Annotated in this window: 24 protein-coding genes and 2 tRNA genes; 7 read left to right on the top strand and 19 right to left on the bottom strand. The window is 43.3% G+C overall.

Annotation, left to right across the window (positions count from 1 at the left end; genetic code table 11):
- Positions 1-10: 10 nt before the first annotated feature.
- Entirely contained in the window at positions 11-910 is a 900-nt protein-coding gene (locus BP27_RS0101065) for an aspartyl/asparaginyl beta-hydroxylase domain-containing protein (RefSeq protein ID WP_027849960.1), read from the top strand.
- 59 nt (positions 911-969) lie between these two features.
- On the opposite strand, the gene ptsP is transcribed toward BP27_RS0101065, so the two are convergent.
- Both ptsP and BP27_RS0101055 read right to left on the bottom strand, forming a co-directional pair.
- Positions 970-3,261, bottom strand: a complete 2,292-nt coding sequence (gene ptsP / locus BP27_RS0101060) for a phosphoenolpyruvate--protein phosphotransferase (protein WP_245597795.1) — start codon at positions 3,259-3,261, stop codon at positions 970-972.
- Positions 3,258-3,749 carry an RNA pyrophosphohydrolase gene (locus BP27_RS0101055; RefSeq protein WP_027849958.1) on the bottom strand — a complete coding sequence of 164 codons (492 nt, stop codon included), beginning with the start codon at positions 3,747-3,749 and terminating at the stop codon, positions 3,258-3,260. Before BP27_RS0101055 ends, ptsP begins: the two co-directional genes overlap by 4 nt.
- Positions 3,750-3,869: 120 nt before the next feature.
- Here BP27_RS0101055 and BP27_RS0101050 point away from each other — a divergent pair, with 120 nt between their 5' ends.
- Together BP27_RS0101050 and tsaA are read left to right on the top strand one after the other, a co-directional pair.
- Entirely contained in the window at positions 3,870-4,526 is a 657-nt protein-coding gene (locus tag BP27_RS0101050; protein ID WP_027849957.1) for a histidinol-phosphatase, read from the top strand.
- A gap of 4 nt (positions 4,527-4,530) precedes the next feature.
- The gene (gene tsaA / locus BP27_RS0101045) at positions 4,531-5,217 is read left to right on the top strand and encodes a tRNA (N6-threonylcarbamoyladenosine(37)-N6)-methyltransferase TrmO (RefSeq protein WP_027849956.1); all 687 of its coding nucleotides are present in this window, start codon (positions 4,531-4,533) and stop codon (positions 5,215-5,217) included.
- Between the two features lie 34 nt (positions 5,218-5,251).
- Here tsaA and purC read toward each other — a convergent pair whose 3' ends face one another.
- From purC to dapA, 4 genes are read right to left on the bottom strand one after another with little or no spacing between them, the layout of a single operon-like run.
- Positions 5,252-5,965: a phosphoribosylaminoimidazolesuccinocarboxamide synthase gene (purC, locus tag BP27_RS0101040; RefSeq protein ID WP_027849955.1), complete on the bottom strand. Its 714-nt coding sequence runs from the start codon at positions 5,963-5,965 to the stop codon at positions 5,252-5,254.
- Positions 5,966-5,989: 24 nt separating this feature from the next.
- Entirely contained in the window at positions 5,990-6,781 is a 792-nt protein-coding gene (locus BP27_RS0101035) for an MBL fold metallo-hydrolase (RefSeq protein WP_342665779.1), read from the bottom strand.
- Positions 6,778-7,764: an outer membrane protein assembly factor BamC gene (gene bamC / locus BP27_RS0101030; protein WP_027849953.1), complete on the bottom strand. Its 987-nt coding sequence runs from the start codon at positions 7,762-7,764 to the stop codon at positions 6,778-6,780. Before bamC ends, BP27_RS0101035 begins: the two co-directional genes overlap by 4 nt.
- The gene (dapA, locus tag BP27_RS0101025; protein WP_027849952.1) at positions 7,761-8,645 is read right to left on the bottom strand and encodes a 4-hydroxy-tetrahydrodipicolinate synthase; all 885 of its coding nucleotides are present in this window, start codon (positions 8,643-8,645) and stop codon (positions 7,761-7,763) included. Before dapA ends, bamC begins: the two co-directional genes overlap by 4 nt.
- Before the next feature lie 148 nt (positions 8,646-8,793).
- On the opposite strand from dapA, the gene BP27_RS0101020 reads away from it, so the two are divergent.
- Positions 8,794-9,261: a peroxiredoxin gene (locus BP27_RS0101020; RefSeq protein WP_027849951.1), complete on the top strand. Its 468-nt coding sequence runs from the start codon at positions 8,794-8,796 to the stop codon at positions 9,259-9,261.
- A 22-nt stretch (positions 9,262-9,283) separates the two neighbouring features.
- Here BP27_RS0101020 and BP27_RS0101015 read toward each other — a convergent pair whose 3' ends face one another.
- A complete protein-coding gene (locus BP27_RS0101015) occupies positions 9,284-10,732 on the bottom strand; it encodes a M48 family metalloprotease (protein WP_051610084.1) in 1,449 nt (482 codons plus the stop codon).
- Between the two features lie 65 nt (positions 10,733-10,797).
- On the opposite strand from BP27_RS0101015, the gene BP27_RS0101010 reads away from it, so the two are divergent.
- The gene (locus tag BP27_RS0101010; RefSeq protein WP_051610082.1) at positions 10,798-11,073 is read left to right on the top strand and encodes a sulfurtransferase TusA family protein; all 276 of its coding nucleotides are present in this window, start codon (positions 10,798-10,800) and stop codon (positions 11,071-11,073) included.
- 1 nt (position 11,074) lies between these two features.
- A complete protein-coding gene (locus BP27_RS14780) occupies positions 11,075-12,172 on the top strand; it encodes an AI-2E family transporter (protein ID WP_051610080.1) in 1,098 nt (365 codons plus the stop codon).
- 64 nt (positions 12,173-12,236) lie between these two features.
- Here BP27_RS14780 and nadA read toward each other — a convergent pair whose 3' ends face one another.
- The 8 genes from nadA to BP27_RS14765 all read right to left on the bottom strand — a co-directional run bounded on the left by nadA (position 12,237) and on the right by BP27_RS14765 (position 17,638).
- On the bottom strand, positions 12,237-13,271 hold the full coding sequence (gene nadA / locus BP27_RS0101000; protein ID WP_027849948.1) for a quinolinate synthase NadA: 1,035 nt from the start codon (positions 13,269-13,271) through the stop codon (positions 12,237-12,239).
- 153 nt (positions 13,272-13,424) lie between these two features.
- Positions 13,425-13,499, bottom strand: a tRNA-Lys gene (locus BP27_RS0100995).
- Positions 13,500-13,537: 38 nt separating this feature from the next.
- Positions 13,538-13,612, bottom strand: a tRNA-Lys gene (locus BP27_RS0100990).
- Between the two features lie 69 nt (positions 13,613-13,681).
- Complete coding sequence (gene rluB, locus BP27_RS14775; protein ID WP_051610078.1) at positions 13,682-14,572, bottom strand: 23S rRNA pseudouridine(2605) synthase RluB; 891 nt, start codon at positions 14,570-14,572, stop codon at positions 13,682-13,684.
- 35 nt (positions 14,573-14,607) lie between these two features.
- A complete protein-coding gene (scpB, locus tag BP27_RS14770) occupies positions 14,608-15,348 on the bottom strand; it encodes an SMC-Scp complex subunit ScpB (protein ID WP_036238945.1) in 741 nt (246 codons plus the stop codon).
- Entirely contained in the window at positions 15,345-16,154 is an 810-nt protein-coding gene (locus BP27_RS0100975) for a segregation and condensation protein A (RefSeq protein ID WP_027849947.1), read from the bottom strand. Before BP27_RS0100975 ends, scpB begins: the two co-directional genes overlap by 4 nt.
- Before the next feature lie 3 nt (positions 16,155-16,157).
- On the bottom strand, positions 16,158-16,781 hold the full coding sequence (locus BP27_RS0100970; RefSeq protein WP_027849946.1) for an L-threonylcarbamoyladenylate synthase: 624 nt from the start codon (positions 16,779-16,781) through the stop codon (positions 16,158-16,160).
- A gap of 11 nt (positions 16,782-16,792) precedes the next feature.
- Positions 16,793-17,638: a PHP domain-containing protein gene (locus BP27_RS14765; protein ID WP_036238943.1), complete on the bottom strand. Its 846-nt coding sequence runs from the start codon at positions 17,636-17,638 to the stop codon at positions 16,793-16,795.
- Positions 17,639-17,698: 60 nt separating this feature from the next.
- Between BP27_RS14765 and BP27_RS0100960 the strand changes: the two genes are divergently transcribed.
- The gene (locus BP27_RS0100960; protein WP_027849945.1) at positions 17,699-17,998 is read left to right on the top strand and encodes a YciI family protein; all 300 of its coding nucleotides are present in this window, start codon (positions 17,699-17,701) and stop codon (positions 17,996-17,998) included.
- A gap of 41 nt (positions 17,999-18,039) precedes the next feature.
- Here BP27_RS0100960 and BP27_RS0100955 read toward each other — a convergent pair whose 3' ends face one another.
- The 4 genes from BP27_RS0100955 to BP27_RS0100940 all read right to left on the bottom strand — a co-directional run bounded on the left by BP27_RS0100955 (position 18,040) and on the right by BP27_RS0100940 (position 23,193).
- On the bottom strand, positions 18,040-19,722 hold the full coding sequence (locus BP27_RS0100955) for a flagellar assembly protein A (RefSeq protein ID WP_027849944.1): 1,683 nt from the start codon (positions 19,720-19,722) through the stop codon (positions 18,040-18,042).
- 113 nt (positions 19,723-19,835) lie between these two features.
- A complete protein-coding gene (locus tag BP27_RS0100950; RefSeq protein ID WP_036238941.1) occupies positions 19,836-20,150 on the bottom strand; it encodes a DMT family transporter in 315 nt (104 codons plus the stop codon).
- Positions 20,147-20,518, bottom strand: a complete 372-nt coding sequence (locus BP27_RS0100945; RefSeq protein ID WP_027849942.1) for an SMR family transporter — start codon at positions 20,516-20,518, stop codon at positions 20,147-20,149. Before BP27_RS0100945 ends, BP27_RS0100950 begins: the two co-directional genes overlap by 4 nt.
- A 350-nt stretch (positions 20,519-20,868) precedes the next feature.
- Entirely contained in the window at positions 20,869-23,193 is a 2,325-nt protein-coding gene (locus BP27_RS0100940; protein WP_051610076.1) for a TonB-dependent receptor domain-containing protein, read from the bottom strand.
- Between the last annotated feature and the right edge of the window lie 175 nt (positions 23,194-23,368).

Raw genomic sequence — 23,368 nt, 5'->3', positions numbered from 1 at the left:
ACGCCCTACTATGGGTCTTTGTATTCTTTTTATATTTATTCTATGCGCCATTTATGTGCAAAAACGTGGCAAGGTTCACCATAATAAGCTGTCACGCAAAATAACTGATCATTCTAACCTGCTGGCACCCATTAATTGTCTTTTTTACGCTTTTTCAAAAGTAGGTAATCAGCCTTATTTTGATACCAAGCTATTTCCACAATTAAAAATATTTGAAGAACACTGGGAAGAAATTCGTGATGAGGCTTTAGCTCTGCATAAAGAAACGCACATTAAAGCATCGGATGAGCTAGATGACTTAGGTTTTAATTCTTTCTTTAAAGCAGGTTGGAAACGCTTTTACCTAAAATGGTATGGAGCCAACCTGCCTTCTGCACAACGACTTTGCCCGCGCACTATAGAGCTCATTAACTCAGTACCAGAAATCAAGGGTGCTATGTTTACGATGCTACCTCCTGGTGGAAGGCTAGTAAATCACCGCGACCCTTATGCTGGTTCAATTCGTTACCACCTAGGTTTGGCTACTCCTAACTCAGATGAGTGCTACATTGATGTAGATGGAGAAAAGTATTCTTGGCGTGATGGCGAGGCGGTGATGTTTGACGAAACTTACATTCATTATGCAGCTAATAACACTGAGGAAAACCGAATTATTTTCTTTCTAGATGTGAAACGCCCTGTGAATTTTTTACCTGTAGACTGGCTAAATACTGTTTTTTCACGTGTTGTGCTAGCAGCTTCGGCAACTAAAAATACGGAAGGGGATAAAGTAGGCTTGCTAAACAAGATGTTTGCTAGTGTTCAGAAGCTACGTATGCTGGGTAAAAAGCTTAAAAAGTTTAGTCCTTTTCTTTACTATGCAAGCCAGTACCTAATTTATGCGTTGCTTATCTACTTAATATTTTTCTAAGCAGCTCAGCTAACTTTTGTATCGTTTAAAACACTACTAGCTTAATTGCTAGTAGTGTTTTAGCTCTTAGGCCCTGACAGCCAACCTAAGCCTAGCTCACCCATAAATACGCTTAAGTGCCCCACTACTTGGTCGGTACTGGCGCACTTTAACACCCTTGCTAACAACTCTCTTGCCTGACTAATAGTTACACGACGAATCGCCGCTTTAACCCTTGGCAAGCTAGCCAGGTTCATCGAAAGGTTTTGGTAACCCATACCCAAGAGTAAAACAGCGCCAGCAGGATCACCCGCTAACTCACCACAGATACTAACGGGTAAACGTGCAGCATGGGAGTCTGCAGCAATTTTTGCTAACACTTGCAATACAGAAGGGTGATAGCCACTATACAACCTTGCCACCCTAGGATTATCCCTATCTACCGCTAGCATGTATTGGGTTAAATCATTGCTACCGACTGATAGATAATCTACCCGCTCAGAAAGCGCACGTATTTGAAAAATAGCCGCAGGTACTTCAATCATTGCACCCACTAATGGCTTAGCTATTCGCAATCCCTCATTTTGACGCAACTCCACCCAAGCTCGACGAATTAAAGCACGCGCTTCTTCTACTTCACGTACTGAAGAAATCATCGGCAATAAAATACGCAAATTATCTAATCCTTCACTTGCCCTAAGCATAGCGCGAACTTGGGTTAAAAATATTTCTGGGTGATCAAGAGTAAAACGTATTCCACGCCAACCTAAACACGGGTTATCTTCTTCAATAGGAAAATAGGGAAGAGGTTTATCGCCTCCTATATCTAAAGTTCGCATAATAACTTCGCGTGGTGCAAAAGCTGATAACTGTTGCCTATATAAGTTGACCTGTTCTAACTCACTAGGAAAGCGATCAGCCATCATAAACTGCACTTCAGTACGATACAGGCCAACACCCTCAGCACCATAAGCTAAGGCTCTAGCATGGTCTGCTGCTAGGCCTGTGTTTAAAAGCAAAGGAACTCGATGCCCATCTCGAGTAATACAGGGTAGGCCTGCTTCAGCCTCTAGCGCTTCAGATAAGGCTCTATCTTCTTCTATAAATTCTTCATACTGACGGCGCAACAATTCATCTGGGTGGGTTATTACCTGCCCACGATAACCATCAAGAACTAGCAGCTGGCCTTCTAGTTGGGCAAAGGGCAGATCTGTTAAACCCATGACTACAGGAATACCCATAGCACGAGCAAGAATGGCCAAGTGTGAATTACTTGAACCTTTAACAGTAATTAAACCCGCCAGTTTTTCTTTGGGTACTTCACCCAACAGGGCAGGAGATAACTCTTCACCCACTAAAAGTGTGTTGTCTTCATATTCACGCGGTGCTTCACCACCAGCCTGCAAGTAAGATAAAACGCGACGACCTAAATCACGTATATCGGCAGCTCGCTCTCGCAAATAGGAATCTTCAACTTTTTCTAGGTATTTAACATGCCGCTTAACAACAAAGGCTAAAGCACCCTGAGCCCACTGTCCTTCTTCTATATGCTTTAAAACCTCAGCACCCAGTGAGTCTTCATCTAGCATTTGAATATAGGCATCAAACAGGGCTTGTTCTTGCGCACTAACGCGATTGGCTAGTTTTAAACCTACCGCGCGAATATCATCTCTTACAGCTTTTAGCGCGGCTAAAAAAATGACCTTTTCTTCGTCTATATCTTCACACTCACGATCAGGCACACTATCTAAGTCGGCTGGCGGCATAATAACGCGAGCTTTACCTATAGCTGCACCGGGTGAAGCTGGCAAACCTTCAAAGCGCAACATTTCTTGGTGCTGGCCAGGGGTAATTTTTAAACTACCAATTAACTGCGCATGAGCAAGCACAGCGGCCAATTGTGCAGCAATAGTGACTAAAAAAGCTTCTTCACCTTCATCAAATTTTCGTCTTTCTATTTGCTGTACTACCAAAACACCCATCGCTCGGCGCTGATGAATAATGGGCACACCTAAAAAACTGTGGTAGCGCTCTTCACCTGTTTCTGGCAAATATCGAAAACGTGGATGCAGGGGTGCATCGTCTAAATTTATAGGTTCTTCTCGCTGCCCCACATAACCAACCAAACCTTCTGAAGGTGCTAAGCTGGCAACACCTACAGCAGCAGCATTTAAACCCAACGTATTCATTAGTACATAACGCTCTTGGCGTGAGTCCATTAAATAAACTGAGCAAACATCAGTATTCATTGCCTTACGCACCCTACGCACAACAATGGAAAGTGCCGTGTGTAAATCTCTAGCTGTGCTAACTTCCTGCACAATTTTGCGCAGTACATCTAACATATTTAGGGTGGTTGGTGTGTCAATCATGAGTTTTCACGTAGCATCCTATGAATTCTAGGGCCTAACTCTAAAAGAGCTCGGCGATAAACATCTCGCTTAAACGGCACCACCTGTCCTAGCGGATACCAATAACTAACCCAGCGCCAGCTATCAAACTCTGGCTTAACAGAGCAATCAAAACATACTTGTGAATCAGCACAACGTATTTGTAACAAAAACCACTTTTGCTTTTGGCCAATACATAAAGGTTTACTATTGCGGCGCACCATACGCTTAGGTAAACGGTAGCGTAGCCAACCGCGTGTAGAGCCTAGGAGCTCTACCTGATCAGGGCACAAACCTATCTCTTCTTTTAGCTCACGATAGAGTGCCTGCTCAGGGGTTTCATCATGTTTAATACCACCCTGAGGGAATTGCCAAGCATCCTGCCCACAGCGCCTTGCCCAAAGCAGCTGACCATCACTATTTGTGATTATAATTCCAACATTCGGGCGGTACCCATCCTCATCAATCACCCTTGCGCCCTCAAAAAATTATTTATAACTTAATCTTCCATAAAGAATCAAAAGTATTCAATTTAACACTGATGTAAAATGGTTTAAACCTTCTCAACTAGCAACCTGGAGCTTAATAAAGTGAGTTTAGCCTTGTTTGACCTCGACAACACCCTAATAGCGGGTGATAGCGACCATGCTTGGGGTGAATTTTTGGTAAGTAAACAACTGGTCGATGCAGAAGAATATAAAAAAGCTAACGATCGTTATTTTATAGATTACCAACAAGGCACCTTAGATATTCATGACTATCTAGCCTTTTCGTTAAAACCTTTAACCCTTTACTCTACTCAAGAAATGCACGCTTGGCGTGAAGTTTTTATTGAAGAGTGTATCCGTCCGTTACTCCTTCCTGCAGCAACTAAGCTACTAAACAAGCATCGTGAAGCAGGTGATGAGCTTCTTATTATTACTGCCACTAACCGTTTTATTACTGAGCCCATTGCGCGTTTATTGGGTGTTAATGAACTAATAGCTGCTGAACCTGAATTTATTAACGGCAGCTATACTGGCAAAATTGTTGGCACGCCAAGCTTTAGGGAAGGCAAGATAACACGCTTGAATCAATGGCTAGCAGGTAAAAATTTAGACTTAACCAATAGCTGGTTTTATAGCGACTCGCATAATGACCTGCCTTTATTAGAGCTAGTTGATAACCCAGTAGCTGTAGATCCAGATGAAACCTTGCATCAACGTGCTAGCCAAGAAGGCTGGCCAATACTCAGCCTGCGTAGCTAATAATATGAGCTGGTCACTGGAAACCCTAGGTAGAATCCATTCTTGTTATCAAGAAAAGTTCGCTGTACCTCGTCAACCAGGACTAGCTCCAAGTGCTTTGGCCACGCTTGAATTGCTACCACCTTATAATCAAGCTGCTTTTGTAGACGGCTTAGACACTTTCTCTCATCTATGGATAAGCTTTATTTTCCATCAGAATTTAGAGCAGGGTTGGAAACCTAAAGTAAGGCCACCCAGATTAGGCGGCAATAAAAAAGTGGGAGTGTTTGCCAGCCGCTCTACTTTCCGCCCTAATGGTTTGGGCTTGTCGGTGGTCAAATTAGAAGGAATAGATTTAAACTCAGGGGTAAAGCTTTATTTATCAGGTGCTGACTTAATAGACGGCACACCTGTAGTAGATATTAAACCTTATATTCCTTGGGTAGATAGCCAACCTACAGCCACCTCGAGTTGGGCAGACCAACCACCTGAGCAACTAGCGGTTAGTTTTTCTCCTAAGGCTGAGCAACAATTAGCTAACCAAGCTAATGGCAGGCAATTAAAACAACTAATTGCTGAAGTCTTGTCACAAAACCCTAGACCTGCCTATCAAAAAATAGACACTCAAAGAGTTTATGGTGTGAAGTTAGCAGACTTAAATGTTGAGTTTTGCTACTTAGAAGCTAAGCATTTACAGGTAATAGCCCTTTAAGCTTGATCTGCTACTACCTGTAGGCCAAGCTAATTTAGTCGAACTGGATACCTAAACGGCGACCTACTTCTTCGTAGGCTTCAACCACCCCACCCAAACCTTGGCGGAAACGGTCTTTGTCTAATTTTTCGCGGGTACTCTTATCCCACAAACGGCAACCATCGGGTGAGAACTCATCACCTAGTACCACTTCACCTTTAAACACACCAAACTCTAGCTTGTAATCAACTAGCAACATACCTGCTTCATCAAAAAGCTGTTTTAAAACACCGTTCACTTTGTAGGTTAGTGTTTTCATTTCAGCTAGCTGTGCTTCCGTTGCCCAACCAAAGGTAAGGCATAGGGATTCATTGATCATTGGATCACCCTGAGCATCATTCTTTAAGAAAAGCTCATAGGTAGGTGGGTTTAACTCTAGGCCTTCTTCCACACCCAAACGACGCACAAGACTGCCAGCGCTGATATTACGAACAACGCATTCAACTGGCATCATATCCATACACTTAACTAAAGACTCACGGTCACTTAAGCGCTTTTCAAAGTGCGTAGGAATACCTGCAGCTTTTAGCTTTTCCATAATGAAAGCGTTAAAGATATTGTTAACCTTTCCTTTACGCTCCAGCTGCTCAAGCTTTTTACCATCAAAAGCACTGGTATCATCACGAAAGTGCATGATAAGTAAATCGGGATCATCAGTTTTATAAACTGACTTGGCTTTGCCTGCATAAAGTTCTTCGCGCTTTTCCACAAAAGTCTCCGGAAAGATTGGTCATTAGTTATAGGGTTGAATGTCTCGCCAGCCAAAACCTTCTTCTTGGTTAGCTAGGGTTATCCAGTCTGGTGTTGTATTTACCGCCTTAGCTATAGTAGAGCAAGCTAAGTAGGGATCATTGTTCTGCTCACTTAGGTGCGATGCTACCAAATGAGATAGCTTATCTGTTTCTATTTGTGCCAATAAGTCTGCTGCCTGCTGGTTGCTTAAATGCCCAAAATCACCACCTACTCTACGCTTCAATGAAGCTGGGTAGGGCCCTTTTGCAAGCATAGCTGGATCATGATTAGCCTCTAAAACTAGGGCTTGGCAGTTTTTAAAATGGCGCACTATGTGGGGCGTAATGCTACCTAAGTCTGTTAGCACACCTAAACGATTCGCACCGTCACCTATTACAAACTGTACGGGTTCTCGTGCATCGTGAGGCACAGTGACTGGACAAACCTCTAAATCATTAATGGCAAAAGAATGCTCAGGGTTTATGGGTCGCCAATCAGGAACTTCACCATTTAATCGACCCGAAAGCTTAGTACCATTGGTTGTATAAAGTGGTAACTGATAACGCCTAACCAATGCGCCGGCTCCACCAATATGGTCACCATGCTCGTGCGTAATTAGTACAGCCGTTAATTGCTCTGGTGCCAAGCCTAAGCGCCCTAAACGCCTTGTGGTTTCTTTCATAGCAAAACCACAATCAATTAATAGGTGCGTACGCCCATAGCTCACTAGGGTTGCATTACCTTTACTACCACTACCTAGTGAAGCAAACCTAATATGACAACTTTTGATCAACGCAGCTGTCGCTCCAGCCAAGTTAGCAACTCTAGCTCTATATCTTGAGGAGCAGCCTTGCCCGGCTTATTTTCTAAAATCAAATCTAACTCTTGATGATACTCAGATAAAAACAACTGGTAGTGGTGCTCACTTGCCTTAGGCCCACGGCTAAATAAGCGAGCAAAGAAGCCAGCCGGACGCTGATCTTTAGGTACATATCGGATATACAAACGACCTTCACTACGGTTTAAGTCTTCTAGCTTTTGGTAATCATCAGTAAATTCTTCATCTAATAAGTTAACCAGCTCTGCCCAAGCACGATCAAACTCCAACTGCAAAACCAGTACTTGCCGTGTATCACGGTCAATTAAACGCACTAATTGATTATCTTGCAAAGACTGAGCCTGCAAAGAAACGCTAGTGCTCGACTCACTTAAGCTAGCGGTTAGAAATTCAGCCATAGACTTTAACCGACTACGGTCATAGTCATTCCAAGGCAGGTTTCTTCCTGCTTCATAGGAATGCAGGCGTATCTCAGAAGTACCACGACGCACACCCTGACGCAGGTTAATGTTTTGTGCAGGCAGGCGACTTTCTGGGTCTGAGGCTAAGGTTAACTCTCCTCTACGTGGGCTAGCTGAAACGAGGGGTATATCTCTGGTTTCTGCAAATGCACGCAAACTTGTCCAAACCTCACTGGGACTGCGCATTACCAGTAACCAGGCACCCTCATCGTCAGCCCGCTCAATAACCAAGCCCTCGCCTTCTTCCATTACCCTTAAAGGCTCGGGTCTTGGCACGCTATCTTTGGCGGCTCCACTACTTCGATTAGCCTTACTTATAGGCATCGCATCCTGCTCAGGATAACTAGCGGGCAAATCATTCTTTACCGCTTCAGCTTCATGGTAATCAGTATTGCGATCTCGGTATTCACTGCTGCTGCACCCTGCAATTAAACCAACGACCATCACTAGGGGCAGCGACAGTTTACCTAAATTCATTTTTGTATAACTCCAGCTAGCTGCAGTGCTTCATGAATAGTTGTGTGGTACTTAGTTGATAAGGGCGTTAGTGGCAAGCGTATGCCTAAATCAATTAAGCCCATATCGTAAAGCGCCCACTTGGCAGGAATAGGGTTAGATTCTACAAATAAACCTGTATTTAATGGCATTAAACGCGTGTTTATTTGGTGTGCTTTACTAGTGTCACCCTCTAAAGCTGCTGCACACATTTCGTGCATTTGCTTAGGAGCCACATTAGCCGTAACAGAAATATTACCGCTACCCCCCATAAGAATAAGCTCACAAGCAGTAGCATCATCACCAGAGAGTATTTGAAAATCTGTATCGGCTACAGCATCAATCAGCACCTTGCCGCGTTCTAAATCACCCGTGGCATCTTTTAGCGCAACAATTTTATCTAGCTCTGCTAAGCGTAGTACAGTTTCATTGTGCATATCTACAGCGGTACGACCTGGCACATTATAAAGAATGATAGGTAAATCACTGGCTTCTGCAATGGCTTTATAATGCAGATACAAACCTTCTTGAGTTGGCTTGTTGTAATAAGGAGTGCTGATTAAGCAGTAGTCTACACCGACCTTGTTTGCGTAGCGGGTTAGCGCAATCGCTTCTTTGGTTGAGTTAGAGCCAGTACCTGCAACCACAGGGATTTTACCCTCAACACGCGCTACCACTCGACGTATAACTTCAAAATGCTCCTCAAAGCTAAGAGTAGAAGGCTCACCTGTAGTGCCTGCGGCAACTATACCATCGGTGCCATTTTCTAAATGAAAGTCAACCAAACGATCTAGTGCAGGCCAGTCAACTTCACCCTGCACTGTCATTGGCGTTACTAAAGCTACTAGGCTGCCTTTAATCATGCCATTTCTCCAAAAATTCAGAAATAAAACTTGTTCTCTATTGTCACTGCTCAAGCAGTTAGTCTCAAGCAGAAATTAGGGTCTATGCTATATTAAAAAGCTCTAACGCCAACCCATCAGTTATTTCACCTGATTTTGGAGCTAAAAAATGAGTTTAACCCTAGGCCAAACCCTACCCGACTTTACTGCCGAAGCAACTAGCGACCAACAGGTTAGCTTGTCTGCCTTAAAAGGTAAAAAAGTAGTTCTTTATTTTTACCCTAAAGATAGCACCCCAGGCTGCACTAACCAAGGTGGTGATTTTCGCGACCTATATAAAGACTTTCAGGCCGCCAATACACTGGTATTTGGTATCTCACGTGACGGTCTTAGAAGCCATGAGAACTTCAAAGCCAAACAAAGCTTTCCTTTCGAGCTTATTAGCGACAAAGACGAAGCCCTTTGTAAACTCTTTGATGTTTTAAAGCTAAAAAAAATGTTTGGTAAAGAACACTTAGGTATTGAGCGCAGCACCTTTTTAATAGATGAAGAAGGCAAGCTAGCTCAAGAATGGCGCAAAGTTAAAGTGCCCGGCCATGTACAAGAGGTACTAGAGGCAGCACAAGCTTTGGCATAACCTAGCTTTTTTTTACCACTCACTAGATTTCCATTAAGCTGCGCAGGTTTTCTAAATCCCTGCGCCGCTCTCGTATAGCTGACTGAACCACCCAAGGTCGATTTTGCAGTTTTGCCTGCTCCAAAGCTAAATCTAGCTGATCAAATGCTTGTCGAAAACGCCCAGTTAATTGAAAGTATTCTGCTCTAGCCTGATGCAGTTGAATTTGTCTATCAACCTTTCCTGCTGCTTCTGCTAGCTGAAACCATACCACCGGATCATTAGGCCTAGTTTGGCTCAACTTTTGTAAGCTTCGCCTTGCTTCACCCCAGGCTTGCTGGCGACTAAAAATTTCTACCTGCAACTGTTGAGCGGGGTAATAACCTGGTGCGAATAGCAATAAATCATTCAGTTTACTAGTAGCTTCATCCCAGCTTTCTACCTCTGTTAAAGCTTCAACCTGCAGGAACTGCACTAACAGCCAGTCAGGATCTTGGTTAGCTAAATCGGTAATTAACTCCAAGTATTTTTTTAAATTTTGATTAGATTTAGCCTTTAACGCATGGGCATATTGCAAAGACGCTTCCGAGCCTTGCTGCCTAGAAAATAAGCTAAAAGCATCATCTGCATTAGAGTATTGGTGGAAAATAGCCCTAGCACGAAGCATTTCATAATCTTTACCCCTTACCCTAACGGCTTGCTTAGCTTGCTGGTCAGCTCTTGATTGGGCATCCGCAATGCGTGACTCAGTCAGTGGGTGAGTTAATAAAAATTCTGGTGGTCTACCACTTAAGCTAGTTAAGCGCTGCATTTGCGCAAACATTGCTGGCATAGCTTCTGATGCGTAACCTGCTGCAACGAGGGTTTCCATACCTATGCGGTCAGCTTCTTGTTCATAATTACGACTCCAAGCTAACTGACTTTGAATAGCCGCCGCTTGCGTACCTGCTATAGCAGCAATACCAGCATCTGCATTGCCTTGGCTAGCTACAAGAATACCCGCCAATAAACCCGCCATGGTTTTCCATTGAATGTCTTGAGATGCTTGCACCCGGCGAGCAAAGTGACGCTGACTAATGTGTGCTAATTCATGCGCTAAAACAGAAACAAACTCATCCTCGTAGGGTGCAAAGGTAAATAAACCGGTGTTAACACCTACAACTCCCCCAGGTACTGCAAAAGCATTTAATTGGCGCTGATCTACTAACAAGATATCGAAGTCATTCATATCAAGGTTTCGATTCCAAGTTGCTAAACGCCTAACTAAACCCTCTACATAATTTTGTGTTAAAGGGTCATTATAGAGTTTACTCTGGGCACGAAACTGCCTCAGCCAGCCTTGCCCTAAGAGTTTTTCTTGATTCAGGCTAATGTCGTAAGAGCTAGATAAACCAAGACTAGGCAATTCTGGTGAATCAGCTGTTATACTTTGCAGCGGAAAAATAATAAACAAAGCAAACACTAGGCAAATCAATATTTTATTTTGATACATTGTTAGCTTTTTTTGGTGGTGACTTGAGTGTCTAAGCACTTCCTATTAAGACAAGGCAGGGCCTTATGAATTCAGAAAACATTTCAGCTATAGATAATAATAACCCAACACTCAGCTATGACCAGTACCTAGACGCACGTAATTTAAACTGTCCTTTACCGTTACTTAAAGCAAAACAGTGCCTTAATAAACTTAAAGTGGGGCAGCTACTCTTTATTCAAGCGACTGACCCTGGTTCTTGGGATGATTTTGCAAGCTATGCCAACCTAAGCTCACACCAACTAGAGCTACGTGATCAATCAGGCAACACCTACAACTTCTTATTGCGAAAAGGAGAATAAAATGTCTTTTCGTGATGTAACAGTCAACTGGTTACACCGCTACTTCTCTGATGAAGAAGCGGTTATCTTTGCTCTACTCTTGGTTATTTTTTTTAGCGCACTGTTTTTCTTTGGTGCCATGTTACTACCTTTTCTGAGTGCCGTTGTTTTTGCCTATTTACTACAAGGCTTGGTCAAGTCACTCAGGCGCTTAAGACTTCCTCAGCTACCCGCCGTTTTAATTGCGTTTAGTGTGTTTTTAGGCATCTTACTAACCCTTATTTTCTGGCTTTTCCCACTCCTTTGGAACCAGCTACTTAGCCTATTAAAAGAACTGCCAGTTATGCTAAGAGCCACTCAAGTGTGGATAGATCATCTCTACGAAGCCTACCCACAGCTTATTACCCAACAACAAGCTAGCAGCATTTTAAATGAAGTCGTAAACGACATACGCATGCTAGGACAAACCCTCGTCTCTTTTTCTTTGTCTAATATCCCTAACCTAATTGCTTGGCTAATCTACCTTATTTTAGTACCTATTTTAGTATTTTTTATGCTTAAAGATCGACAGCAGCTTGTTGGCTTTATTACTTCTTTAATGCCTAAGAAAAGAACCTTAATGACTAAAGTTTGGCATGAGATAGATGCTCAGATAGCCAATTATATTCGAGGCAAAGTACTAGAAATTATTATTGTAGCCAGCGTCAGCTGGGTAAGCTTTATACTCTTAGGGCTTAATTATGCAGAGCTACTCGCCCTCTTAGTTGGCTTATCGGTTTTAGTGCCTTATATCGGTGCAACTGTTGCGACCCTACCCATTGCACTGGTTGCTTTTTTTCAGTTTGGTCTTAGTAGCGACTTTATGTGGGTTATAGGTGTATATGGTGTCATTCAACTGCTAGATGGCAATGTGCTGGTTCCGCTTCTATTTTCTGAAGCCGTTAACCTGCACCCTGTCTCGATTATTCTAGCTGTGCTTTTCTTTGGTGGTTTGTGGGGTTTTTGGGGAGTGTTTTTTGCCATTCCTTTAGCCACTATGTTAAAAGCAATTTTTAATGCTTGGCCTACTGCTTTTTACCCAGCAAAAAAGCCTCCTGCTCAACTGTCTAAATTTGATTAATCATGACCAAAAAAAGGGAGCTTTTAGTCTCCCTTTTTTTGATTGTTAGCTTTAACTAGCTAAATTAGTCTTTAGGAAAATCAAGCATTTTTTGCAGAGGAATGAGTGCATTTTGAATTAACTCAGGAGCAATATGAATTTCATCGCTACCCTCTTTCAAAGAGCTAGCCATACGCTCTAAGCTGTTCATTCCCATCCAGGGGCAATGCGCACAACTACGACAGCTTGCGCCCTGACCAGCTGTAGGAGCTTCAAGAAAAATTTTATTAGGGTTTTCTTGCTGCATTTTATAAAAAATGCCGCGATCGGTTGCCACTATAAGCGTGTCATTCGGTAGCTCACCAGCGGCTTTAAGTAGCTGGCTAGTTGAGCCTGTTACATCAGCAACATCAACAACGCTGGCAGGTGATTCAGGGTGAACTAAAACCGCTGCCGTTGGGTGAACCTTTTTTAAGTCTAAAATCCCTTTAGCTTTAAACTCTTCATGCACTATACAAGCACCGTCCCAGAGCAGCATTTCTGCGCCTGTTTCACGACAAATATAGTCACCTAGATGCTTATCTGGAGCCCAAAGAATTTTTTTACCCTGTTCGTGCAAGGATGAAACCACCTGCAGGGCAATGCTAGAGGTTACTACCCAGTCGGCACGCGCTTTAACCGCTGCCGAGGTGTTAGCGTAAACCACCACTGTGTGTTCAGGATGCTCGTCACAGAATTGACTAAACTCATCAGCGTCACAACCGATATCTAGTGAGCAGGTTGCTTCTAGAGTCGGCATCAGCACACGCTTTTCTGGTGATAAAATTTTAGCTGTTTCACCCATAAAGCGTACACCAGCGACAACCAAAGTTTGTGCCGGGTGACGAGCACCAAAGCGAGCCATTTCGAGGGAGTCACCAATAAATCCACCCGTTTCTTCAGCTAAAGCCTGAATGACTGGACTGGTATAATAATGCGCAATCAATACAGCATTATGGTCGACAAGCAGTTGCTTCACCTGCTCGCGCAGTGCGGTCTCTTCTAATTCAGATAGATTTGCAGAAGGGGTGGCGCGGGAAAGGTGCTCACGCACCAGTAACTGATCATAAACACTGTTCATCGTAGGCGAATATCGTTGTTCTTAATAATGGGTTGATATTGGATGATAGCATAATGCCTAAGTCATGACCGAATTCAAGCTTATATCTAGTAAGAAATATTTATACCTAGATACAAAAAAGGCTGCCCTAACTAGGCAGCCTTTTTTTAAATTTGGTGGGTCGTGAGGGATTCGAACCTTCGACCAATTGGTTAAAAGCCAACTGCTCTACCACTGAGCTAACGACCCAAATTTTGTGTACTTTTACCTGTACTGAGGTTTTGCGTTGGTGGGTCGTGAGGGATTCGAACCTTCGACCAATTGGTTAAAAGCCAACTGCTCTACCACTGAGCTAACGACCCCTTAACGCGGCGCATATAATAGCTTTTTTTGAGTCTCTTGCAACCCCCTAAATTGAAAAAAGCTGTTTTTTATTTATTTCTACGTCCAATAGCGTGCACTGGCTTGCGTAAATTACCACGATTTTTTTGCCCAGGACGCCCTGTTGGTATAGCCTCAACAGATTTTTTGGCTAAGCCACCTAGAGAAGAAAGGTCATCCACTTCTGCTTGAGTTAATTCTATCCATTCACCCATTTTAGTACGCTTGTCTAAATAAATATTGCCATAACGAACGCGCTTCAAGCGACTGACTGTCACTCCCTGAGATTCCCATAAGCGACGAACTTCACGGTTGCGACCTTCATTAATAACCACATGGTACCAAACGTTAATCCCTTCACCGCCCACCAGCTCAATCGCAGAGAACTGGCCTAAGCCATCTTCTAGCATGACACCTTCTTGCATGGCCGCTAACATCTCATCAGTTACTTCACCCATAACACGCACTGCATATTCACGCTCTACCTGATGTGAAGGATGCATTAGGCGATTAGCTAGTTCGCCATCGTTAGTAAACAAGAGTAAACCAGCAGTGTTTATATCTAAACGGCCTATAGCTATCCATCGCTCACCACGCAAGCGTGGCAGATGATCGAAGACGGTACGTCGACCTTCTGGGTCTTTACGCGTCACTAGCTCGCCTTCTGGCTTGTTATACATGATAACCCTGCGGGGTAAGTCATCTTCTGCCTTTAAAGTCACTGGCCGACCTTTAACGGTAATTCGCTCCTGCCCAGTAATACGATCGCCCAGTAGGGCAGTACGGCCATTAATGGTGACTAGACCGGCATCTATCACTGTTTCCATCTCTCGACGAGAACCCAAACCAGAACGCGCTAAAACTTTTTGTAGCTTTTCTGTTTTCTCTAAAGTGACTTCTGCGGCTTGCTTAGATTTATCAAAATACTGTTTATTTTTCATAGGTGTTCACACACGGTAAGGGAATGGGCGGAGAATTATTCTCCATCGGGTTCAAAACGTTGAGTTAAGTCTGCAAAGGTTAATTCTTTAACCTCGGGTAAATCTTCGTCTAGCAAATCACCCATAGTTTCTGGGTCATCTTGTGTATCTAAGTCTTCACCTTCATCTTCGGTTAAATCCAATAAGGGTGAAGTGGGTGCTTGGTCTAAATCATCTTGCCATTCTTTTTCTTCACTGGCTGCCAATTCTCTTAATGCATCTAGTTCAGGCAGATCATTCAAGCTTTTAAGGTTGAAGTAATCTAAAAACTGACGAGTTGTAGCGTAGAGCGCTGGTCGGCCTGGTACTTCTCTATGACCTACAACCCTTACCCACTCTCTATCTTCCAAAGTACGAATGATTTGTGAGCTTACACTGACTCCACGCACGTCTTCAATCTCGCCTCGCGTGACGGGTTGCCGATATGCAATTAAAGACAAGGTTTCTAATAAAGCGCGAGAATAGCGAGGTGGTTTCTCTTCCCATAAGCGACTAACCCAAGGTGCATAATCTGCTTTTATTTGGTAACGAAAACCACCAGCCACTTCGATCAATTCTTGGCTGCTATTTTCTGCTTCTTGCTGCAAAACTGCCAAGGCTTCGGCTAGTTTTGCAGGCTGGGGACGCTGATATTCTTCAAATACACTTGCCATTCGCTCTAAAGACAAAGGCTCTTTAGCTGCTAATAACAAAGCTTGCACAACTCGCGTTAAGTCTTTTAAAGAAAATTCATTCATTGTGTTTTCAAGCGCACATGGATCATGGCAAAAAGTTGTGTCTGCACCAATTCAACTAACTGCTCTTTAACCAGTTCCAGCAACGCCATAAAAGTAACCACTTGGCCTTGGCGACCCTCGCTTAAATTAAATAATGCATCAAAAGCTAGGTAGTTATCTGCCTGACTTAAAACATCGAGCACTTGCGACATTCGCTCACGGGTTGAAAGGGGTTCACGGCTAATCTGGTGATCAGCGAGCCTATCGGACTGCCTCATAAGGCGAGCAAAAGCTAGTAACACTTCTTGTAAATCTACTTCAGGATGAACAACGCGGCTTTCTAAACTGGGTAATTCTGAACCCACTAGAAAGGTATCCCTTTCCTGTCTTGGTAGTGCGTCTAGACGTTCTGCTGCTGTTTTGTAACGCTCATATTCTAAAAGTCGCCTTATAAGCTCTGCACGCGGGTCACCCTCGTCGTCTTCATCAACCTCTGAACTACGAGGCAATAAACTACGAGACTTAATTTCTGCTAAGAGTGCTGCCATAACCAAGTATTCTGCAGCCAACTCAATTTGCAAATCCTGCATCAAGTCTAAATAACCTATGTACTGGCGGGTAATTTCTGCCACATTAATGGTTAAAATATCTAGGTTATGTTTGCGAATTAAATAGAGCAATAAATCTAACGGCCCTTCAAAGGTTTCTAAAAAAACCTGTAAAGCTTCTGGCGGAATAAATAAGTCATCTGGCAGCTGAGTATAAGGCTCGCCTTCGACTTTCGCTAAAAGCTCTAGCTGAACTGGGTCGGCAGTGGTTTGCTGCATTAGCTAGCCACCAAAAGCGGCAAGGTCGCCACGACCTTCACGGGTTATTTCTGGTACACCCGTACAAAGATTGATTACGGAGGTTGGCTCTATAGAGCAAGCACCACCGTCTATCACTAGGTCTACCAGCTTACCTAAACGCTCACGAATAACGTCTGCATCTGACAAGGGTAAATCTTCATCAGGCATAATCAGCGTAACACTCATCATGGCTGTACCCAGCTCATCTAATAAAGCACGAGTCAGCACATGATCAGGAACTCGCAAACCTATGGTGCGACGCTTAGGGTGCAACAATAAACGGGGCACTTCACTGGTAGCATTTAAAATAAAGGTGTAAGGGCCAGGCGTGGCATTTTTCAGCATACGAAAAACCGTATTATCCACTTTGGCGTAGGTTGAAAGGTCTGATAAATCTGCACACATAAGGGTAAAGTTGTGCTTATCGTCTAGGTTACGAATACGCTTAATACGCTCAACGGCTTTTTTTTCACCCACACAACAACCTAAGGCATAAGCAGAGTCTGTTGGATAGGCAATTACACCACCCTTACGCAAAATAGTGACCGCCTGCTGAATAAGTCGCTGCTGTGGGTTATCTGGGTGTATTTCAAAATACTGGCTCATAACAAATGTCTCTAAAGGTTAAATATTTGGCTGACAGGTACGCAGGCTTCTGGCAAGGCTGCATAGCGACCAGGGGCAGGGCAAATTATGCCTGGACTGTGAAAGTCACTTCCCCAAGTTAACTTAAGTTCTAGTTCTTCTGCTAAACCTAACAAACTCTGAGTTTGTTGTGGATCTTGTTGCCCACTAACCACTTCAATAGCTTGGCCACCCGCTTCTGCAAAAGCAGTAATCAAGCGCCTACGTTTACTGCGAGTTAACTTATAATATTGTGGGTGCGCCAAACTCACAAAGGCGCCAGCTTCACTCAACCAAGGAACCGCTTCACTTAAAGGCTTCCAATGGTTTTTAATATCCCCCAATTTACCACTACCTAACCACTTACGAAAAGCTTGACTGTGGTTAGTAACATAACCAGCTGCAACCATAGCTTCTGCAAAGTGAGGACGACCAGGTACCCCACCTGCAGAATATTTTAGAACCTCATCTAGCTCAAGAGGTACAGGTGTTTTTGCTAGGCGTTGAATAATTTGTTCTGCCCTGCTCCAGCGTGCTTTTCGCTGGGCTAGAGCTAAATCGTGTGCTGCTTGGGTTAAACCCTGAGGCCATAAAGCCACTAGGTGAATTGTTATTCCTAGCCAACTGCAGGAAAACTCCATACCCGGCACTAGACGCATGCCCTGTTTATCTGCTTCTAAACTGGCTTCTGCTAGTCCGTCAAAGGTATCATGATCAGTCAGCGCCAACTCTTTAAGCCCCTGCTCAGCAGCAAAAGCCATCAGCTCGGTAGGGGTTAACGACCCGTCTGATGCGGTAGAATGCATGTGATAATCACACTGTTGGCTAGTTAGCGACATAAGATCCACTGGTTATATTTAAAACAATCAGATTAACATTTTTGCAAGGAGAAAAGTTGAATGTTTTATGCTCTTATCTGTACCGACAAGCCTGGCACACTAGAAAAAAGAATGCAGGCAAGGCCAGAACACCTTGCTCGTTTAGAAGCTTTACAAAATGAAGGGCGTTTAATGCTAGCAGGGCCACACCCTGCAATAGACAGCGAAAACCCGGGCGAAGCCGGTTTTACGGGTAGTTTGGTGGTTGCTGAGTTTGCTAGTTTAGAAGATGCAAAAGCTTGGGCAGATGCAGACCCTTATGTTGCTGCAGGTGTTTATCAGCAGGTTAGCATTAAGCCCTTCAAAAAAGTCTTGCCTTAAAAGGGCAATAGCTCACCTATTACTGGTTACTGACCTACTGGTTACTGACGGGTTTGTACCTGCCCGTCTTGCAGGTAAAAAGTTACCTTATCTAGCTCGCGACTAACTTCAAATTCTGATCCCGCTAAAACAACTTTAGTGCCTGGATAAGCTCGACGGCTAACCACCACTTTAGCAGCGTAAAACCGCTTGAGCTGATCTTCTACAGTTGTTAAAGAAGTGTTTAGCTCACGCGCTTCAAGTTGAATTTTTTCTTTAGCTGCAACCAGCTGACCTTTCATTTTAGCAATTTCTTCTCGACCTTTTTTTCGTACCTTCCGGGCTAATTCAATTAAATTGTATTTTTTATCATCAATTTTATTGAGCAGAGCTAACAAGGCTGTGTATTGAGTTTGCAGGTCTGCGCACTCACCCACTTCAAACAGAGTTTCACTATAAGCAACCGCACCACTGGTGCTCACTTCAACATAGTCAACTGCCTTCATTTTACCGCCAACCACCTGGCCTTTACCCTGTACTTGTATAAAACTGCCTGATGTCAGCTGAGAATGCATCACCTGATTACTTATAATAATTTCATGGCCTGCTTCCATAATGGCTTCATGGGCAAAACGCGCTTTAATACTATAGCCTGCTTTAAGCGCTGCTTTTTCAGTCAGGTATTCAGCATCTTGGTGACCTATCGCCCCACCAATCACCTCTATATGGCCACCTGCTTTAATAAAAGCAGCATCTACACCACCCGCTATTTTTATATCGCCTGTTGCAACCACCTGCATACCATCACGCACATCACCTTTAATCTCTACGCTGCCCCTATAACGTACATGACCTGTAGATAGGTCGACGTTATCAATTTTTAGAACATCCTCTATTTGCGCGCCCTTATCATAAAGTACCGGCATGCCTGCTACAGCAGCAACCAACAGGTTTTCATCATCATCAGAGGGTTTAACGCTGGCATCTTTAAGCCTAAATTGTAGGTCTTTACCATCTTTTGCTCGAATCGTTTTACCCTGTACGCTCATACCAGGCTTGCCCTTAGTGGGTGGGTAACGCCTCAGTAAAGACTCGCCTTCATCTAGGTAGGGGAAGTCGCCCTTTTCAAGGTAATGCACTCGACCCTGATCATCTTCTATAGGACGGCGATCAGAAGCGTCATCGACTAACACCTCTAACACTGCATCCTTACCATGTTCATGACCTTCACCATAAGCAATGACTGTGCAATAAACATCACTGGTATTGCGTAGCGCCTCAGCTCGCTCTTGGCTCAGAAGGTCATCAAAGACTTCTTCTATTAAGCCGTGACTCACCTTTGCCTTTTTAAGTGCTTGATCTAGAGCATCACGAGAGATTGGTTGCCCTAAACCCTCGGCACCATAAAGAACCACTCCAGCTAAAAGCTTATTGGAGCTAAGAAAAACATCGACTCGAGCATCTTGGGGAATACTGATACAAGCTAACTGAGGTTGCTTGCGCCTAACAGCATCTAGCAACACAGCAACATTAGCAGAGATAAGCGGGTAGTCTTCTGGCCGATAGCCAGCTTCAAAAACCAACATAGCAAACTGATTGATAGTCAGCTCACGCGTTGTTTCTAACGGGTTAAACTCTACCCAGAGTTCATTGTTGTCGTCTTTAACACTAATAACCATGCCTAGCTGTTCAAGACTGGGCAGCTCAGCAGGAGCGGCTGCATTCTTCTCAGCTTCTTTTTCCATAAAACCACCCCTCTTTAAATCACCCCAAAACTTTCAAAATTCAACCAATACCTTTTGTTTAATAGTATAACAGCCAACAAAAAATATTAATCTACTTGAACCTATTAGGTAACTTAAAGCTGTAAGGCAATAATTCCGGCAAGAATAAACCCTACACCAACCAACCCTTGTTTGCCTAAACGGGAGTTAAAAACGTAGCGATCAATAAGCACCGTACCTAACACGCCTAGACTACCCCAGACAGAGTAAGCGATACCTAAGGGTAGATAACGAACCACAAAGCTAAGCAAAACAAAAGCCAACATAATAGCCAGCAAACCTGCCACGCCCCATGCCACACGCTTAAAACCGTTAGAGCGCTTTATGCAGTAAAGAGACACTAAATCTAAAGAAACCGAACCTAACAATAAAGAGACTGGAATAATCATACTGCTAACTCCTGTTCAACTTTTTGTTCGGCTACTTGTTCATCTTTAGGGCCTTTGTCAAAAGTTACTAGCATTAAACCAAACATCATCACGCCAACGGCTAGCAGCTCATTTAGGCTAAGGTACTCGCCAAAAAATACTACACCAGAAAGGGCTATAAGGAATAAGCCTAGGCCTTCCCAAATAGCATAAGACACTGCGAGCGGAATACGAATAACGGCACGAGAAAAAGCATAAAAGGAGAAAGAAATCATCACTACCATTAATAGGTAGCCAAATAAAGGTGAGCTGGTGGCAGCGAATTTCATGCCAATAGTACTAACCACTTCAGCAACAACGGCTAAAGCAAGCATTATCCAATAATACATTTTGAAACCCCTTGAGGGAGTCTCTGAAAAAACACTCTTAGTGGTTAACTAAGTTGAGCCAGCGCTTTTTTAGAGCCTTCCGTACTTTTTTAAATCAATTAAACGGTTATAAAAACAACTAGATGAGGAAAAGCGGGAGATTGCTTTAGAGCTCACTACGCCAAGTGATTTCAAAAAGATGGGGTGTTAGAGAGGTGCTGAAGCCTAAGCTGCAACTGTACATAAATTCCTGCTAGTGACTAAGATGTCAGAAATTATAGCACAAGTTTTAAAATGTAATTGCAAATTTTAGTCGTAAAAAAACCAGCCGAGCTGTTGCAGGGCTGGTTTAATTAAGATTTCAAATAATTTTAGAAGCGCATATTAGCTGAAATCCAGAAGTTACGTGATTTATCAATCACCTTATAGTCATTCAACTTAGTTGCTTCCCAAGTTCCAGCATTATCTTCCCAGTCCACTTCATAATCTGAGAAATCAGTATCAAGCAGGTTGTTCACACGAGCTGAAATCGTTAGCATTTCAGACACAGCATAACTACCACCTAGGTGGAAAATTTGGTAAGCCTTATAGTCTGGTAAGTGTTTACCATCCTCATCCCAACCCCGTACTCGATCCGATTCTGCATACATGCCGATGTAGATATTCAAATCTTGGTTTGCCTGCCAATCTAGCGTCACATTGGCCATGTGTTTGGCTGGTGTGTCTGCCGAACTGGCTGAAGCACTAGTTGGGTTGCCAGTTAACGGACGGCCTTTAGCTGGCCCTTTGGTTACTTCTGTATCTGTAAAAGTATAGTTAGCTTTTAAAGACAGGTTGTAAGGAAGCAAATAACGCCCTGCTAGTTCCAAACCTTTAATTTCTGCTTCTGAAACATTGCCTTTATAATTAATGGCTCTATTAAGACCACCATCAGCAACGCTAGCAGTCCATCTTGGATCAATATTGGCACAGGCTTTACTACCATTAGGCGTATCTTGGCAGTTATCTATATTTTGAATCTTGTCTTTAAACTGGGTCATAAATAGGGTGGCGTTAAAGGTATGCCCATCTTCAGCAGTAAAATAAGCAGCTAACTCACCACTCACACTGGTTTCTGGTTTTAAGTCTGGATTACCTGCCCAAGGGCTAGTACCTTGCCCACCAAAGCCGGTAATACCTGCATATAAATCTGAAGTTTTAGGTGTTTTATAACCCGTGCTTACGCCACCTTTAACTGTCCAAGCACTCGTCATGTTATACACACCATAAACTCTGGGAGAAAAACGCCCACCAAACTCATTATGGTCGTCATAACGCAAACCGCCCGTTAAAGTGAAGTCATTGGTTAATGCCCAGTTATCTTCAGCAAATAACGAGAATTGCTTGTGTTCTTGTTTTGCCCCACCCGTATAGCCAGCACCTACCATGCCAAATACATTATCGGTCATCTCTTGGTCAATCACCTGACCACCCACCACTACAAAGTGATCACCCAAAGGCATTTCTAATTTGGCGTCTAGGGTTAAGCCTTTACTAGCTAAGTCACGATTAGGGCGAGGCAATAAATTATCTTCAATCCAAGCTAAATTAGCTGCTTCAGTACCTGTTAGATCCCTAACTGCAATGCGCTGCTCTATACTCAGTGGCAAAGAACGACCATCATTTTCAGTTTCAAGATGGGTTAAAGTTACTTCACTACGACCCAAGTCCCACTTACCGATGTGTGTTAAAGACATTTGATCGCGCGAAGTGCGCTGGGTTTCTGAATAGCCTACTCTTGACCTAGCTAAAATAGTTTCTGCTGAGTCGGTAGTACCAAATTGCGCTTCTCTATTATCGTATTTTTGACGTGAAATATCGTAATCAAACAACACTTCATGCTGGGCATTGGGTGTAAAAGCTAAACGAAAACCTGAAGTGTAGTTGGTGTTATCTGAAGTTTTACCCCCACCACCAAAACCGGTACTAGGCTGATAAACTTTACCATCTGGGTCGGTGGTTGCCTTGTATTCGGGTGTTGATTCTTCTTTATCATAAATAGAACCACGCACTGTTAGTCCTAATAAACCTTTAACAAGCGGGCCAGATACTGCAAAATCGGTGGTGGTTTCGTTGCCTAAATCTGAATTTTCTTGAAAAGTGCGGCCATGAGTAATAGAGCCAACCCACTTATCAGAAACTCGTTTAGTAATGATATTAATAACACCGCCCATAGCATCGGCCCCATAAAGGGTAGACATAGGACCACGCACCACTTCAATGCGCTCAATCATATCCAGTGGTGGTATGTGGGCTGACTGGAAACCACCAAAATTATTTGGGTAGATATCACCATTGTTATTTTGACGCTTACCGTCAATTAATACCAAGGTGTAGTCACTGCCTAAACCTCGCATGGAGATACTGCCTTGACCACTTTTATCTTGACCCGTACCCAAGTCAATGCCTTCTACATCGCGCATGGCATCTAACAGGTTGGTGTAAGGACGTGAACGTAGTTCTTCGGCGGTAATAACCGTCACACTCGCCGGTGCATCGGTTAATTTTTGTTCATAACCTGCCGCGGTTACAACCAGGGTATCCATTTTTTGTTCTTCTTCAGCATAAAGCGAAGTAGAGCCGGCAAGTAAGCAAACAGCAATTGCTGCGTTAAGTGGTATTATTAAGAAGTTGGGTCTTCTTGGAAGGTGCGCCATTTTTTGTAGTCTCCAGTCAAAAACTTTATTAAATTTTTAGGCTGGCTGGCTAGATAAGAGATTCACATATTTTTAAAAAATTAAGGAACTTTTTTTGGCTGGCTGACCCATTAGCGTAATGCTAATCTTTCTCACTAATGCTTGTCCAGCTTAACGCTAATTATTCTTATTGATA

This window comes from Marinospirillum insulare DSM 21763 (assembly GCF_000686905.1).
GTDB lineage: Bacteria > Pseudomonadota > Gammaproteobacteria > Pseudomonadales > Halomonadaceae > Marinospirillum > Marinospirillum insulare.
Note: the sequence above shows the minus strand (reverse complement) of the source record. Positions and strands in the feature narration are given on the sequence as shown.

Bases quoted from the DNA above. Each gene is read 5' to 3' on its own strand.
- BP27_RS0100975 (WP_027849947.1), bottom strand. From the start codon at position 16,154: ATGCAGCAAACCACTGCCGACCCAGTTCAGCTAGAGCTTTTAGCGAAA.
- BP27_RS0101020 (WP_027849951.1), top strand. From the start codon at position 8,794: ATGAGTTTAACCCTAGGCCAAACCCTACCCGACTTTACTGCCGAAGCA.
- BP27_RS0101065 (WP_027849960.1), top strand. From the start codon at position 11: ATGGGTCTTTGTATTCTTTTTATATTTATTCTATGCGCCATTTATGTG.
- nadA (WP_027849948.1), bottom strand. From the start codon at position 13,271: ATGAACAGTGTTTATGATCAGTTACTGGTGCGTGAGCACCTTTCCCGC.
- BP27_RS0100945 (WP_027849942.1), bottom strand. From the start codon at position 20,518: ATGTATTATTGGATAATGCTTGCTTTAGCCGTTGTTGCTGAAGTGGTT.
- ptsP (WP_245597795.1), bottom strand. From the start codon at position 3,261: ATGATTGACACACCAACCACCCTAAATATGTTAGATGTACTGCGCAAA.
- BP27_RS0101010 (WP_051610082.1), top strand. From the start codon at position 10,798: ATGAATTCAGAAAACATTTCAGCTATAGATAATAATAACCCAACACTC.
- BP27_RS14765 (WP_036238943.1), bottom strand. From the start codon at position 17,638: ATGTCGCTAACTAGCCAACAGTGTGATTATCACATGCATTCTACCGCA.
- BP27_RS0100940 (WP_051610076.1), bottom strand. From the start codon at position 23,193: ATGGCGCACCTTCCAAGAAGACCCAACTTCTTAATAATACCACTTAAC.
- scpB (WP_036238945.1), bottom strand. From the start codon at position 15,348: ATGAATGAATTTTCTTTAAAAGACTTAACGCGAGTTGTGCAAGCTTTG.
- BP27_RS0100970 (WP_027849946.1), bottom strand. From the start codon at position 16,781: ATGAGCCAGTATTTTGAAATACACCCAGATAACCCACAGCAGCGACTT.
- BP27_RS0100960 (WP_027849945.1), top strand. From the start codon at position 17,699: ATGTTTTATGCTCTTATCTGTACCGACAAGCCTGGCACACTAGAAAAA.
- BP27_RS0100950 (WP_036238941.1), bottom strand. From the start codon at position 20,150: ATGATTATTCCAGTCTCTTTATTGTTAGGTTCGGTTTCTTTAGATTTA.
- dapA (WP_027849952.1), bottom strand. From the start codon at position 8,645: ATGATTAAAGGCAGCCTAGTAGCTTTAGTAACGCCAATGACAGTGCAG.
- BP27_RS14780 (WP_051610080.1), top strand. From the start codon at position 11,075: ATGTCTTTTCGTGATGTAACAGTCAACTGGTTACACCGCTACTTCTCT.
- tsaA (WP_027849956.1), top strand. From the start codon at position 4,531: ATGAGCTGGTCACTGGAAACCCTAGGTAGAATCCATTCTTGTTATCAA.
- BP27_RS0101015 (WP_051610084.1), bottom strand. From the start codon at position 10,732: ATGTATCAAAATAAAATATTGATTTGCCTAGTGTTTGCTTTGTTTATT.
- bamC (WP_027849953.1), bottom strand. From the start codon at position 7,764: ATGAATTTAGGTAAACTGTCGCTGCCCCTAGTGATGGTCGTTGGTTTA.
- BP27_RS0100955 (WP_027849944.1), bottom strand. From the start codon at position 19,722: ATGGAAAAAGAAGCTGAGAAGAATGCAGCCGCTCCTGCTGAGCTGCCC.
- rluB (WP_051610078.1), bottom strand. From the start codon at position 14,572: ATGAAAAATAAACAGTATTTTGATAAATCTAAGCAAGCCGCAGAAGTC.